Here is a 12,208-nt window from a genome sequence, read left to right as displayed (position 1 = left end):
CCACGCTCACCCGGAGTCGGCGCGAGAGTCAGCCGGCCTGCCGAGGCGATCGCCAGGAATGCGTCAGAAGTGGCCGAAGCGGCCGGGCGCAAGATCCCACGGGTCGCGACCGAGGAGCTCGGCGACCGCGCGCAGCACGCAGCTCTCGATGAGCAGCTTCCGATGCAGGTCATCGTTGCGGTGCAGCTTCGCGAGCCGTTCGATGGGAACGCGGTAGAGCGTGATCGATTTGGTGGCCGGATCCACGCCCCAGCGCTGCACCTCTTCGTACCCCAGGGCGGCAGAGGGGGCGGCGGCGATCTGCACGCGCATGTCGGAGAGCTCGTCGGGCCAGAGGCCCTTAATGAAGTCTGCGGTGCTCGCAACCGTCATCTCGAAAACGTCGATGCGGTCCTGCAGCAGGGGCAGATGCGGTCCAGTCACGGGTCCGCGCGCGCCCCGGCCGTGGCGATCGGAACGACGTACCGGTGTGGCGTACCGCACGGGTCGTGATCGGGGCATGTCGCCAATCCTAGGTGCGGTGACGCGGGCTGCGACACGCTGTGTCGTGGTTCGCCGCGCGCCGCAGTTGTGCACCGCCCACGAGTAGTCTGGTGGCCTGATGACGGCCCGAACGTGCTCGAAGGTCGCGTGCCCGCGTGAGGCCGTGGCGACGCTGACGTACGACTACGCCGACTCGATGGTGGTGCTCGGGCCGCTGTCGCTGGCGCACGAACCGCACACCTACGATCTGTGCGCCATCCACGCGGAGCGGCTGTCGGCTCCCATCGGGTGGCAGGTCGTGCGTCACCAGGTGATCGGCGAGCCCCAGGGCCTCGGCGGCCTCGGCGCCCTCTGAGCCCGCCGGGGCCATAACACCCAGCGGCGGCCTGAGAGAATGAGACCCATGACTTCCCTGAGCTCCCAGGACCTGGCGACGCACGCTTCGCACTCCGCGCAGACAGCGCACGACGAGAGCCCGGCAGGCGGAACGGATGCCGCGCCGGGGCCGTTCGAGTACCGGGTGCGTGACCTCGCGCTCGCCGAGGCCGGACGCCACCAGCTGCGCCTGGCCGAGCAGGAGATGCCCGGCCTCATGGCGCTTCGTGCGGAGTTCGCCGATACACAGCCGCTGGCAGGTGCACGCATCGCCGGGTCGCTGCACATGACTGTGCAGACCGCGGTGCTCATCGAGACCCTCGTCGCGCTCGGCGCGCAGGTGAGATGGGCGAGCTGCAACATCTTCTCCACGCAAGACGAGGCTGCCGCGGCCGTCGTGGTCGGACCGAGCGGGACCGTCGACCAGCCCCGCGGCGTTCCGGTCTTCGCCTGGAAGGGCGAGAGCCTCGACGAGTACTGGTGGTGCGCCAACCGCATCTTCGACTGGAGTGCAGAGGCGCAGGCATCCGGCGGCGAGTTCATCGGCCCAAACCAGATCCTCGACGACGGCGGAGACGCCACGCTGCTCGTGCACCTCGGAGCACAATTCGAGCGGGAGGGACGGGTTCCGGATGCCGCGCCAGACGACTCGCACGAATATCGCGTGATCCTCGACCTGCTGCGGGCATCCCTTGCCGAGTCACCCGAAACGTGGACGCGAACCGCGGCCGACATCATCGGTGTTACCGAGGAGACGACGACCGGCGCTCACCGCCTGTACGAGCTCGAGCGCGACGGCAAACTGAAGTTCACGGCGATCAACGTCAACGACTCGGTCACGAAGTCCAAGTTCGACAACAAGTACGGCATCCGGCACTCGCTCGTCGATGGGCTGAACCGTGCGACCGACGTGCTGATCGGCGGCAAGGTGGCCTTCGTCGCCGGCTATGGCGATGTGGGCAAGGGTGCTGCCGAGGCGCTGCGCGGGCAAGGCGCTCGGGTCATCGTGAGCGAGGTCGACCCGATCAACGCGCTGCAGGCCGCCATGGACGGGTTCCAGGTGTCGAAGCTGGAGTCCGTGATCGGTGAGGTGGACATCCTCATCTCGGGCACCGGCAACAAGAACGTCGTGCGGCTCGAGCACCTGCTGGCCATGAAGCACCTCGCGATCGTCGCCAACGTCGGCCACTTCGACAACGAGATCGACATGGCGGCGCTCGAGTCGCTCGAGGGCGCAGAAAAGGTGGAGATCAAGCCGCAGGTGCACGAGTGGCGTCTGCCGACCGGCCGGAGTGTGCTCGTGCTGAGCGAGGGCAGGCTGATGAACCTGGGGAACGCCACGGGGCATCCGTCGTTCGTGATGAGCAACTCGTTCACGAACCAGGTGCTTGGGCAGATCGAGCTGCGAGGCAATCTGGATGCCTACCCGCTCGGCGTGCACACGCTGCCGAAGGTGCTGGACGAGAAGGTCGCACGGCTGCACCTCGACGCTCTCGGCGTCGAGCTCACAACGCTCACGCCCGACCAGGCCGCATACATCGGCGTTCCGGTGGAGGGCCCGTACAAGTCCGACCAGTACCGGTACTGACGCTGAGGCCGACGGGCGCGACTGCGCCAGTCCTGCGCGATTGCGCCACGCTTTCTGGCGCAATCGGGAGAACGTGGCGCAGTCGACCGGACCGCGGTCCGGACGTCACGAAGTAGGTAAGGCCTACCTAACTCAGTCGACCCTAACCCATGCCGCGAGCCTTGGTCCAGACCCGATGGGGCAATCGTCCGCGTTACGGCTCGCGGCGCCCGGCAACGCGTGCCGACCCGACGCTTCAGCGGCGCGGGAACCCTGGGGGCAGCGCCGTCAATGCGCCGGCGACACGTTCCAGCCGCGCGCGTTCGCCCATGAGTGCCGCGTATTCGCGGTCGCGTCGCAGCGCGGCGACGGCGACGAGAAACGACTGCGCGTCGGTGTCGGGCAGCGGGGAGACGAAGGATGAGGCCTCACGGGCGAGTTCCGTTGCCACGCGGGCTCGGGCATCAGGTGTCAGCGTACCGACGTGGCGGAGGAACTCGGCGATGCGTCTCGCGAGACGTGGCGGCAGGGCCGCCACGTCTGCGACGGCCGCCCAACCCGCCAAATGCGGGGGAAGCGGAGGCGGCGGCGGGGGAGCCGCGGGCATCCGTTGCAGCTGCGAATACGTTCCGGCAAGCAGATCGCCGAAGCGCTTGGATCGAGGGCTGAGCAGGCCGACGACTGCCGCGATACCACCGAAGGTGAGGTAGATCTCCACCGACCCTGCGAGCGCGCGCACGAAGGCGTGCCTCAGCTGCTCGGCCCCGCCGTCATCGCGCACGATGCGAGCACCGATGGCGAGCTTGCCGAGGCTGCGGCCGTGCGTGAGCGTCTCGACAACCGTGGGCAGCACGACGAAGACGATTGCGACGATGGCGACCTGGATGGCCGCGCTCGCCGCAGCGTCGATGACCCGGTGTGCGGAAGAGAGCGCCCAGAACGACAGCAGCACGAGCGCATACGCGGCGGCGACGTCGATGATGAGGCCGGCGGCCCGCAGCGCGAAGGTGGCGGCGCGTGCGTCGAACGCCACGGCCTCGCCGCTGTATTGACGGTCGTCGTCGCGGTACTCGCCCGCGGCGCTGTCGGCGTAGCGAGGAGCACCCGCCGGCTGGCCCGTCATGGCTACCATCTAAACATCCATGGATGCCGACGCGTACGCAGCAGCCCACAGCGCGGAGTGGGAGCGCCTCGGCGCGCTCGCCGCACGGCGCAGGCTCGACGGTGAGGCATCCGACGAGCTGATCGGCGGGTATCAGCAGGCCGCGACTCAGCTGTCGGCTCTCAGCTCCGACGACGGGGACAGTGCGTACACCGACCGCCTTGCGACCCTGATCTCGGCTGCCCGCCTGCGCTTCACCGGCTCCCGTTCCAGCGCGGCCGGGGCCGTCGCCCGATTCTTCGTGATCTCGCTGCCCGCCGCGTTGTACAGGGTGCGCTGGGTGACGCTCTTCGTCGCGATCGGAACGGCGCTCGTGGCCTTCCTCGCCGCCTGGTGGCTGGTGTCCGATCCGCGTGCTCTCGCCACCGTCGGAAGCGACGCCGACCTGAAGCAGTACCTCAACCACGACTTCATCGACTACTACTCGCGCAATCCCGCGGCCTCGTTCGCCGGGCAGGTGTGGACAAACAATGCGTGGCTCGCGGCGCAGAGCATCGCAACGGGAATCCTCGGCGTTTACGTGCCGTACATCCTGATGCAGAACGCGGTGAACCTAGGGGTCGCCGCCGGCATCTTCGTGCACTACGACCGGGTGGACGTGATGTTCTCGTACATCCTTCCGCACGGGATGCTCGAGCTCACGTCGCTCTTCGTGGCGGCGGCGGCAGGGCTCCGCATCTTCTGGGCGTGGATCGCGCCGGGTCCGCGAACGCGGGGGCAGGCGCTGGCGCAGGAGGGGAGGACACTGTTCGCCGTGGCTGTCGGGACCGCGATCAGCCTGTTCTGCTCCGGCCTGATCGAGGGGTTCGTCACGCCGTCCGGGCTACCTGTGTGGGCGAAGATCGCCATCGGGGCGCTCGCGCTCGCGGCGTTCCTTGCGTACATGCTCGTGCTGGGCCGTCGCGCCGTGCGCGCAGGAGAGTCCGGCGACCTCGAAGACGCGGATGCCGTCACCCGCCTCGTCGCGGGCTGACCGAACGCCAGGCACCGCCGGTTAAGTACAGCACCGCCGGTTAAGTACGGAACCGCCGGTTGAGTAGCGGCGAAGCCGCGTATCGAAACCAAGCCCTTTGACGATGGGGGTTTCGATACGCTCCGCGGTGCGGAGCTACTCAACCGGCGGTGCCGGAGCTACTCAACCGGCGGTGTTGTCGAGCCGGTTATGCCTTGCGCACGGCGTCGCGCGCGCGGTCGAACAGGAAGCGGTAGGTGAATCCGGCGATCAGTGCGCCGATGATGGGCGCGACGATCGTGACCCAGACCTGGGCGATGGCATCCGGACCACCGTAGATCGCCGTCGCGAGGGCACGGGCCGGGTTGAACGAGCCGTTCGAGACCGGGATCGCGATGAGCGCGATGGTCGTCAGCGTGAGTCCGATCGCAAGCGGCGCGAAGCCGGCCGCTGCGCGTACGTGCGTGACACCGAGGATCACGTAGAGGAAGAACGCCGTCGTCACGATCTCGATGATGAAGACCGACCAGAACCCGTATCCGCCTGGCGAGAGCACGTCGAAGCCCGTCGACGCACCCTTGAACTGCGTTGTCAGGAAGTCGCCCTTGGCGTCCTTCGAACCCGCCAGGATCCACAGGATGATGCTGGAGGCGATAATGCCGCCGACGAGCTGCGCAATGATGTAGCCGATCACATCCCGCCACGCGAATCGGTCGGCGGCTGCCAGACCGAGCGTGACAGCGGGGTTGAAGTGTCCGCCCGAGATGGGGCCGAACGAGTACGCGCCGATCACGACCGACAGGCCGAGCGCGATGGCGACGCCGAGGAATCCGACGTTCAGCGCGCCCTTGCCGCCGTTGAAACCGGCGGCGAAGATCGCGGTGCCGACGACGGAGAACACCAGCAGGAAGGTCCCGAACGCTTCGGCCGCGAGGCGGGCGCCGAGAGACGGAGAGACGGTGGCCTCCGGTGAGGCCGCCGCGGGAGTTGACTCAGACATCTTCACTTTCCTTTGCGGATCGAATAGGCGTAGGCAGACTCTGCACGAGGACATGCGCCCCGGCGCCTATCTCAGACGCTAAGGGATCTCTCAGGTTCGGTCTATCCGATTTCGCCGCATGTCGCGACAGACAGGTCGGTCTGGACGTGCAGGAGTCAGAGCCGGCCGGATGCCTTCAGCTCGAGATACCTGTCGGCGAGCGCGGGCGGCAGCTCGGCCGGTTCCGCACTCACTGTGCCTGCGCCGCTCATGCGTATCGCCTCCGCGACCCGGCCGGCATCGAGCAGTGCCCGCTCCGCAGCTGCCGCGCCGTAGAACGACTCCATTCGGCTCCGTCCGGCTCGCGTCGCGTCGATCGCCGTCCCCGCGAGTTCGGTGACGCGCGGGTCGCGCACCGACGCCACTACTACTGCGTGCGATCCGGTGAGTGGCGGCAGCGCTGCGAGCAAGCCGCCAGAGGAGCCGGGTGCCGAGGCATCCGTGAGCAGCACCACGAGGGCCCGCCTGTGCGTGATGGCTCTTACCTGCGCCGGCACAGCTGACCAGTCCGTCTCGATCAGCTCGGGCTGCACGTGGGCGAGGGCACCGACCAGCCTTGAGAGCAGCGTAGGACCCTTCGCGCCGCTCACTCTTGCGCGAACGCGTCGGTCGAACGCCAGCACGTCGACCCGGTCACCGCCCTTGTCGGCGAGCGCCGCGAGCAGCAGCGCCGCCTCGAACGAGGTGTCGAGCCGCGGTTCGTCTCCGATCCGGGCCGCCGACGACCTGCCGGTGTCGATGACGATGACGACGCGCCTATCGCGCTCTGGGCGCCACGTGCGCACCATGATGCCCGAGCCGGCGCGGGCCGCGGCCGACGTGCGTGCCGTCGCCCGCCAGTCGATCGAGCGCACGTCATCGCCTGCGACGTACTCCCGCAGCGAGTCGAACTCGGTGCCTTCGCCGCGCACCATCACGGGAGTGGATCCGTCGAGCTCGCGCAGCCGGGCGATGCGCGAGGCGAGATGCCTGCGCGAGTGGAACGGCGGAAGCACCCGCAACTCCCCGGGCGCCGCGAGTGTCGCCTGACGCGACCACAGGCCGAGCGGGCCGGCTGCGCGGATCGCCACGAACTCCACCCGCCGCGTGCCACGACGGCGCGGGGTGAGGGTGAGGCGGAGCATCCGTCGTTCGCCGGCCGGCACGTCGAGCCCCGCCCTGCTCGGAGCCGCACCGGCCGACGGCTGCCAGCCGTCGCGCAGCGTTCCACGCAGCCGACGCGTACCGAGATTGGTCACCGCAATCGTGGCGGTCACGGTCTCGCCGAGCCGGACCCGGGCGGGGATGCTGCGGGCCAGAAGCACGCGTCGCGGAGAGGATGCCGCCATCAGGTCGACCACGCCGAGCACGCAGCAGAACAACAGCCAGCAGCCGAGCGCGAGGTACGCGCCGGGCGCCGTTGCGCCAAGCAGCACGACGGGCACGAGCCCGACGGCGAGGAGGGCGACGAAGCGCCCGCTGACGGCCACCTGCGCTCCTACAGCGGAACCTGCACCTGCTGCAGCACTGAGCGCAGGATGCCGTCGGTCGTCACGCCCTCCAGCTCCGCCTCAGGCTGCAGTTGCATGCGGTGCCGCCACGCTGCAGGCGCCATGGCGTGCACGTGATCCGGCGTGATCGCGTCGTAGCCGCTGAGCCATGCGTAGGCCTTGGCTGCGGCGAGAAGGGCTGTCGCGCCCCGGGGGCTGACGCCCAAGCGCACGGAAGGACTGTGTCTCGTCGCACGCGCGAGGTCGACGATGTACGCGAGAACGTCGGCGCCGGCCGCCACGCGCTGCACGTCGCCTCGTGCTCGCAGCACCCCGGCGGCGTCGATCACGGGGCGGATGCCTGCGGCATCCAGTTCGCGCGGATCGAAGCCGGCTGAGTGGCGGCGCAGCACCTCGAACTCGGCGTCGCGCTCCGGCAGGTCGAGCACGAGCTTGAGCAGGAACCTGTCGAGCTGCGCCTCGGGCAGCGTGTAGGTGCCCTCGTACTCGATCGGGTTCTGCGTCGCCGCGACGAGGAACGGCTGCGGTAGCGCCATGGTCTCGCCGTCCGCGCTCACCTGTCGCTCCTCCATCGCCTCAAGCAGCGCTGCCTGGGTCTTCGGCGGAGTCCGATTGATCTCATCGGCCAGCAGGATGTTCGTGAATACCGGCCCGTGCCGGAACACGAAAGCCGCCGATCTGGCGTCGTAGACGACTGAGCCCGTCACGTCGCCCGGCATCAGGTCTGGCGTGAACTGCACGCGGGTCATCTCGAGAGAGAGGGATGCCGCGAGCGAGCGCACCAGCAGGGTCTTCGCCACGCCGGGCACGCCCTCCAGCAGCACGTGCCCGCCCGTCAGGAGTGCGACCAGCAGGCCGGTGACCGCGGCGTCCTGTCCGACGACCGCTTTCGCCACCTCGGCACGCACCGCCGCGAACGCGGCACGCGGGTCGGACGTGGTCGTGGAGTCGAACATGGACATCTCTCCTGGGTGGCGGGTCAGTGCGAGCCTACTGAGTCTGCTGCCGCGGCTAGGGAAGGCGGCGTGCCGCCTCGCGAACGGCGGCTTCGAGGGCGAGGAGACGCGAGGCGTAGTCGAGTGCCGAAGCATCCGTCTGCGGCGTTCCGTCGAGCAATACGTCGCGCACCTCGCCCGGCGACCAGCCGGAGAGCTGGGACGCGCCGGCGGCCACCTGGTCGACGTGGGCGGTGCGCGGCAGCCCGCACAGTGATCCGATGCGGCGCAGCGCTCCAACTCGCAGGGAGTCGAGCGCGTGTGTGCGAGCGGATGCCGTCAGGTACAGTCGCGCGCGACCGTCGACGGTCTCGCCCGCACGCACGACCACCGGCAGGTTCTCGACGACGAGAGGGCCGAGCCGACGTCCGCGCCAGACTGCGGCGGCCACCACGGTCGCGATGAGCAGCAGGATCACGGGCGTCAACCACGCCGGCGTGAGCTGGGCGATACTGGGCGCGCCTGCCGCCCCGGCATCGGCCTCTGACGGCAGGTACCACACCAGCGTGCGATGCGACCCTAGGAGCCCGATGGCGAGCGCCGCGTTGCCCGCCCGGCCGATGTCCTCATTGTCGAAAAGGCGCGGACCGACGATGCTGACGGTCGCGCCGCCGTTGCGCACCTGGGCGAGCGCGTACGCGGTGCCGACCGGGAAGCATCCGGTGCCGGAACGGGTCACTCGATAGGCGGAGCGCACGCCGGCGACCGAGCCCGCATTCTGCGCGGCGGGCACGTCTGTGCACCGCGGCGTCTTCGAAGCGGAATCGGCCGGGCTGCCCGCCGGAGCGACCCCAGGAGCGATCGTGGAGAGCGCTGGGAAGCCCGGGTCGATGGCGACCACCTCGGAACCGAGGGCGAGCACCGTGCGCAGCTGGGCGGCATCCAGGATGCCGTTCGGATCGGACAGCAGCACGGTGGTTTCGGCAGGAGAAGATGCCGCCTGCCGCGCCTCCTGCAGGGAGTGCGCGGTACGCACGTCGACACCGTGCGCCGCCAACACTCTGGCGAGAGCCTGGCCACCCTGCTGACCGGGGTTGGAGGCGCCCATCGGATCGAGGGATGTCGACGCGAGCGACAGCTGGATCGCCGCAGCGATACCCGAGCCAAGCACGAGGATGACGACCAGCACGATCCAGCCGCGCGCTCGCTTCAGGCTCTGCCGTGGCGTGCGCGACAGGGCGGGCGTCGTCGTCTGCGCGGCTGTCATGTGCGCGGCTCCTCCGGGTCCCAAGAGTCGCTCTGGCCCTGTGGCACGGCGGCGGCGGTGGCGTCGAGCCTCGGCACGGCTCTCGCGAGGCCTCGATCGAGTGCGGCAAGCGACTCGTAGTCGTCTCGGTCCGCGGTGCGGCCGAGGTAGCGCACGCCGTCGAAGAGCATGGCGGCCGCGCGCAGCCTCTCGGCGAACTCCGGTAGGGCGGAGGCCGCCTCGGCGGCGAGCTCCTGAGACGTGGTACCGGGAAGCAGCAGCACGATGGTGCGCTCGCCGAGCGAACGGCCGATGGCGCGGAACAGGTCACGCACGGCCTCGGCGTACCTGCCTCCGCTCGCCGCGCTCGCGGCATCCTTGCGCAGATCGGCGGTGCTGCGGCCGTCGTCCTCGTCGAACACGACAGACGCGGGGGCGCGGCGACGCAGCCGTGGCAGCCCGAACACGACGAAGGCTGCCACGATGAGTGCCGCGACTATGGCGATACCGATGCTCGCGAGAATCCAGGCACCGTTGCCGCCGAAGTTCGCCCCGAGCGACGAGAACCAGTCACCGATCTGCTGCGCCACGCGGTCGAACCAGGTGGGTTTTTCCGCCTGGTACTCGGGTTTGGCAAGCTCCTGCCGCAGCCATTCCTGCGCGGTCGGCCCGTCCGGGTTGAGCGGAGGGATCACGGCATCCATCCGTACGGGGCAGCCGCCTGCTGCGTCGTCCATACCGGGGTGGCGAACGGATCGCGCTCGTCACGGATGCCTGCTGCCCGCTCGTCGACCACCCGGCGCAGATCCGCATCCAGGCCTTCGCGGCGCATCCTGAGGTCGAGGTACACCGTGGTGGCCGTCGCAGCCTCGACGACCGACACTATGGAGCCGAGGAGAACGTCGACGATCAGGGTGATGACGTAGTAGACGATCGTCACGGTGATGGCGTTGCCGCTCTGCAACGATCCCGTCGGGCTGATGACCGAGATCATGATCGTGTAGATCAGTTGCAGCGGAATGGTCACGATCGACGTCGCCGCCGAGCACACCACGGCCACCAGGGCGAGGGTGCCGAAGGTGCGCCAGAACGAGCGGTCGGTGAGGCGCCACGACCTGGCCAGCGCCGAGAAGATGCCTGTCTTCTCGACGACGATGACGCTCGGCACGAGCGCCGTCTTCGTGCCGACCCACACCCACAGCACGCCGAGGCCCGCCACGGCGAGCACGACGACGAGAACGGTCGCCACCCACGAGCCGGCCAGCGCCGACGCGGCAGCACCCAACGCGACGAGTCCGATGGATGCCACGGCCGCAGCCGCGAGCAGCACCGTCCAGCCGATGAGGCGCCAGCGTCGGCCCCTTGTCGCGTGCCACAGGGCGCGCAGGGTCAGCTTCTCACCCAGCGCACCGCGTGCCACCTCGGATGCCACGAGCCCCTGAACGAGCGCGGTTCCGATGAGCGAGACCACGATCGAGATCAGTAGCGCAACGGCGAGAATCGCGATGCTGCCCGCGGTGATGAGCTGAGCGTCGGGGCCGGAGTCCTGATCGGTGGCCGCTATGCGCAGCACGGCGAAGGCCGCACTGAGCCCGACGATGAGCACCGTTGCGACGGTGGTGATGAGGCGCACGATGAGTGCACCGCCCACGGTCGCGCGCGGGTTGTGGCGCAGCACCCGGAACGGAGTGCCGAACAGCGTGCCGAACGGAAGAGGACGCAACGGGAACAGGCCAGGCCTGGGTGGGGGCGTCCAGCCGAACTGTTGAGGCTGCTGCCAGCTGGGTTGCCCGGCTTGCTGCCAGCCCTGCTCTTGCCAACCCGCTTGCTGCCAGCCTGGTTGCTGCCAGCCCTGCTGTTGCCAGGACGCCTGCTGCCAGCCCTGCTCTTGCCAACTGTGCTGCTGCCAGCCCTGCTGCCAGGATCCCTGCACCGGGGGAGCGGGCGGTCCGGCCGGTGGCGGCCACGACTCTCGGCCGGTCTGGGATCGGTCCGCTTCGTCGGAATCGCTCACCGCTGACTACCTGCCATCGCTCGCCTGCGACGGGCAAGGCGCGCCGAGCCCGTGCCGGGTTCCATCATCCTGACACAACGAGCGTTCCACGCAGCCTGCCTGGGCTGGCGGGGTGCCTGAGGCGACTTGGGCATCTGGCCGGCCGCCGCGCCAAGCGGGCGCTCCGAGTGTGTCGACTACTCTTGTGCCATGGTCTCGCCCGCGTGGTCGCCTGCCGCGGGCACTGAAGAGGAATCAGGACCCCTGACTGGCATGAACGCGAAAATACTGGTCGTCGATGATGACACCGCATTGGCCGAGATGATCGGCATCGTGTTGCGCACAGAGGGCTTCGACCCGAGCTTCTGCGCGGATGGCGCCATCGCGATCGACAGCTTTCATGCGAGCAAGCCCGACCTCGTGCTTCTCGACCTGATGCTGCCCGGCATGGACGGCATCGAGGTGTGCTCGCGCATCCGCTCGGAGTCCGGCGTGCCGATCATCATGCTCACCGCGAAGTCGGACACCGCCGACGTGGTCAAGGGCCTCGAGTCCGGTGCCGACGACTACATGGTGAAGCCGTTCAACCCGAAGGAGCTCGTAGCGCGCATCCGCACGAGACTGCGCCCGTCGGCATCCTCTCCCGCCGCAGACACTTTGCGAGTCGGCGATGTCGAGATCGACGTCGCGGCCCACGAGGTGCGCCGCGGTGACGCGCGCATCAACCTCACGCCGCTCGAGTTCGACCTGCTCATCGCGCTCGCTTCGAAGCCGCAGCAGGTGTTCACGCGCGAGATGCTGCTCGAACAGGTGTGGGGTTACCACTACAAGGCCGACACCCGGCTGGTGAACGTGCACGTGCAGCGGCTGCGCGCCAAGGTGGAGGAAGACCCAGACAACCCGAAGATCGTGATGACGGTGCGCGGCGTTGGCTACCGCGCAGGCGCCACACCCTGACGAGCTCCT

Annotated in this window: 12 protein-coding genes; 4 read left to right on the top strand and 8 right to left on the bottom strand. The window is 69.0% G+C overall.

Annotation, left to right across the window (positions count from 1 at the left end):
- Positions 1-63 precede the first annotated feature (63 nt).
- The gene (locus ACO2Q7_RS16295; RefSeq protein ID WP_423356762.1) at positions 64-501 is read right to left on the bottom strand and encodes a metallopeptidase family protein; all 438 of its coding nucleotides are present in this window, start codon (positions 499-501) and stop codon (positions 64-66) included.
- Positions 502-601: 100 nt separating this feature from the next.
- On the opposite strand from ACO2Q7_RS16295, the gene ACO2Q7_RS16290 reads away from it, so the two are divergent.
- Positions 602-838, top strand: a complete 237-nt coding sequence (locus tag ACO2Q7_RS16290) for a DUF3499 family protein (RefSeq protein WP_423356761.1) — start codon at positions 602-604, stop codon at positions 836-838.
- Positions 839-886: 48 nt separating this feature from the next.
- Positions 887-2,446, top strand: coding sequence for an adenosylhomocysteinase (gene ahcY / locus ACO2Q7_RS16285; RefSeq protein WP_423356760.1), 1,560 nt, complete (start codon positions 887-889; stop codon positions 2,444-2,446).
- Between the two features lie 235 nt (positions 2,447-2,681).
- Here ahcY and ACO2Q7_RS16280 read toward each other — a convergent pair whose 3' ends face one another.
- Positions 2,682-3,548: an RDD family protein gene (locus ACO2Q7_RS16280; protein WP_423356759.1), complete on the bottom strand. Its 867-nt coding sequence runs from the start codon at positions 3,546-3,548 to the stop codon at positions 2,682-2,684.
- A 19-nt stretch (positions 3,549-3,567) separates the two neighbouring features.
- Between ACO2Q7_RS16280 and ACO2Q7_RS16275 the strand changes: the two genes are divergently transcribed.
- The gene (locus ACO2Q7_RS16275; protein WP_423356758.1) at positions 3,568-4,560 is read left to right on the top strand and encodes a stage II sporulation protein M; all 993 of its coding nucleotides are present in this window, start codon (positions 3,568-3,570) and stop codon (positions 4,558-4,560) included.
- Positions 4,561-4,747: 187 nt separating this feature from the next.
- Here ACO2Q7_RS16275 and ACO2Q7_RS16270 read toward each other — a convergent pair whose 3' ends face one another.
- From ACO2Q7_RS16270 to ACO2Q7_RS16245, 6 genes are all read right to left on the bottom strand, one after another.
- Positions 4,748-5,539 carry an aquaporin gene (locus ACO2Q7_RS16270; protein WP_423356757.1) on the bottom strand — a complete coding sequence of 264 codons (792 nt, stop codon included), beginning with the start codon at positions 5,537-5,539 and terminating at the stop codon, positions 4,748-4,750.
- 155 nt (positions 5,540-5,694) lie between these two features.
- A complete protein-coding gene (locus tag ACO2Q7_RS16265; protein WP_423356756.1) occupies positions 5,695-7,047 on the bottom strand; it encodes a DUF58 domain-containing protein in 1,353 nt (450 codons plus the stop codon).
- Positions 7,048-7,055: 8 nt separating this feature from the next.
- Positions 7,056-8,024 carry an AAA family ATPase gene (locus ACO2Q7_RS16260; protein ID WP_423356755.1) on the bottom strand — a complete coding sequence of 323 codons (969 nt, stop codon included), beginning with the start codon at positions 8,022-8,024 and terminating at the stop codon, positions 7,056-7,058.
- 55 nt (positions 8,025-8,079) lie between these two features.
- Positions 8,080-9,270, bottom strand: coding sequence for a DUF4350 domain-containing protein (locus ACO2Q7_RS16255; RefSeq protein ID WP_423356754.1), 1,191 nt, complete (start codon positions 9,268-9,270; stop codon positions 8,080-8,082).
- Positions 9,267-9,986, bottom strand: coding sequence for a DUF4129 domain-containing protein (locus tag ACO2Q7_RS16250; protein ID WP_423356753.1), 720 nt, complete (start codon positions 9,984-9,986; stop codon positions 9,267-9,269). Before ACO2Q7_RS16250 ends, ACO2Q7_RS16255 begins: the two co-directional genes overlap by 4 nt.
- Positions 9,941-11,263, bottom strand: a complete 1,323-nt coding sequence (locus ACO2Q7_RS16245; protein ID WP_423356752.1) for a hypothetical protein — start codon at positions 11,261-11,263, stop codon at positions 9,941-9,943. The genes ACO2Q7_RS16250 and ACO2Q7_RS16245 overlap by 46 nt, the downstream gene beginning before the upstream one ends.
- A gap of 252 nt (positions 11,264-11,515) precedes the next feature.
- Between ACO2Q7_RS16245 and mtrA the strand changes: the two genes are divergently transcribed.
- Positions 11,516-12,199, top strand: coding sequence for an MtrAB system response regulator MtrA (mtrA, locus tag ACO2Q7_RS16240; RefSeq protein WP_423356751.1), 684 nt, complete (start codon positions 11,516-11,518; stop codon positions 12,197-12,199).
- Positions 12,200-12,208: the final 9 nt, after the last annotated feature.

This window comes from Rathayibacter sp. KR2-224 (assembly GCF_049446075.1).
In the GTDB taxonomy this organism is placed as follows: domain Bacteria; phylum Actinomycetota; class Actinomycetes; order Actinomycetales; family Microbacteriaceae; genus Humibacter.
The sequence above is the reverse complement of the archived record's forward strand: the minus strand, read 5'-3'. Positions and strand labels throughout refer to the sequence as shown.

Coding starts and splice junctions, on each gene's coding strand:
- ACO2Q7_RS16290 (WP_423356761.1), top strand. CDS start 602: ATGACGGCCCGAACGTGCTCGAAGGTCGCGTGCCCGCGTGAGGCCGTG.
- ACO2Q7_RS16275 (WP_423356758.1), top strand. CDS start 3,568: ATGGATGCCGACGCGTACGCAGCAGCCCACAGCGCGGAGTGGGAGCGC.
- ACO2Q7_RS16250 (WP_423356753.1), bottom strand. CDS start 9,986: ATGGACGACGCAGCAGGCGGCTGCCCCGTACGGATGGATGCCGTGATC.
- ACO2Q7_RS16255 (WP_423356754.1), bottom strand. CDS start 9,270: ATGACAGCCGCGCAGACGACGACGCCCGCCCTGTCGCGCACGCCACGG.
- ACO2Q7_RS16280 (WP_423356759.1), bottom strand. CDS start 3,548: ATGACGGGCCAGCCGGCGGGTGCTCCTCGCTACGCCGACAGCGCCGCG.
- ahcY (WP_423356760.1), top strand. CDS start 887: ATGACTTCCCTGAGCTCCCAGGACCTGGCGACGCACGCTTCGCACTCC.
- ACO2Q7_RS16295 (WP_423356762.1), bottom strand. CDS start 501: ATGCCCCGATCACGACCCGTGCGGTACGCCACACCGGTACGTCGTTCC.
- ACO2Q7_RS16270 (WP_423356757.1), bottom strand. CDS start 5,539: ATGTCTGAGTCAACTCCCGCGGCGGCCTCACCGGAGGCCACCGTCTCT.
- mtrA (WP_423356751.1), top strand. CDS start 11,516: ATGAACGCGAAAATACTGGTCGTCGATGATGACACCGCATTGGCCGAG.
- ACO2Q7_RS16260 (WP_423356755.1), bottom strand. CDS start 8,024: ATGTTCGACTCCACGACCACGTCCGACCCGCGTGCCGCGTTCGCGGCG.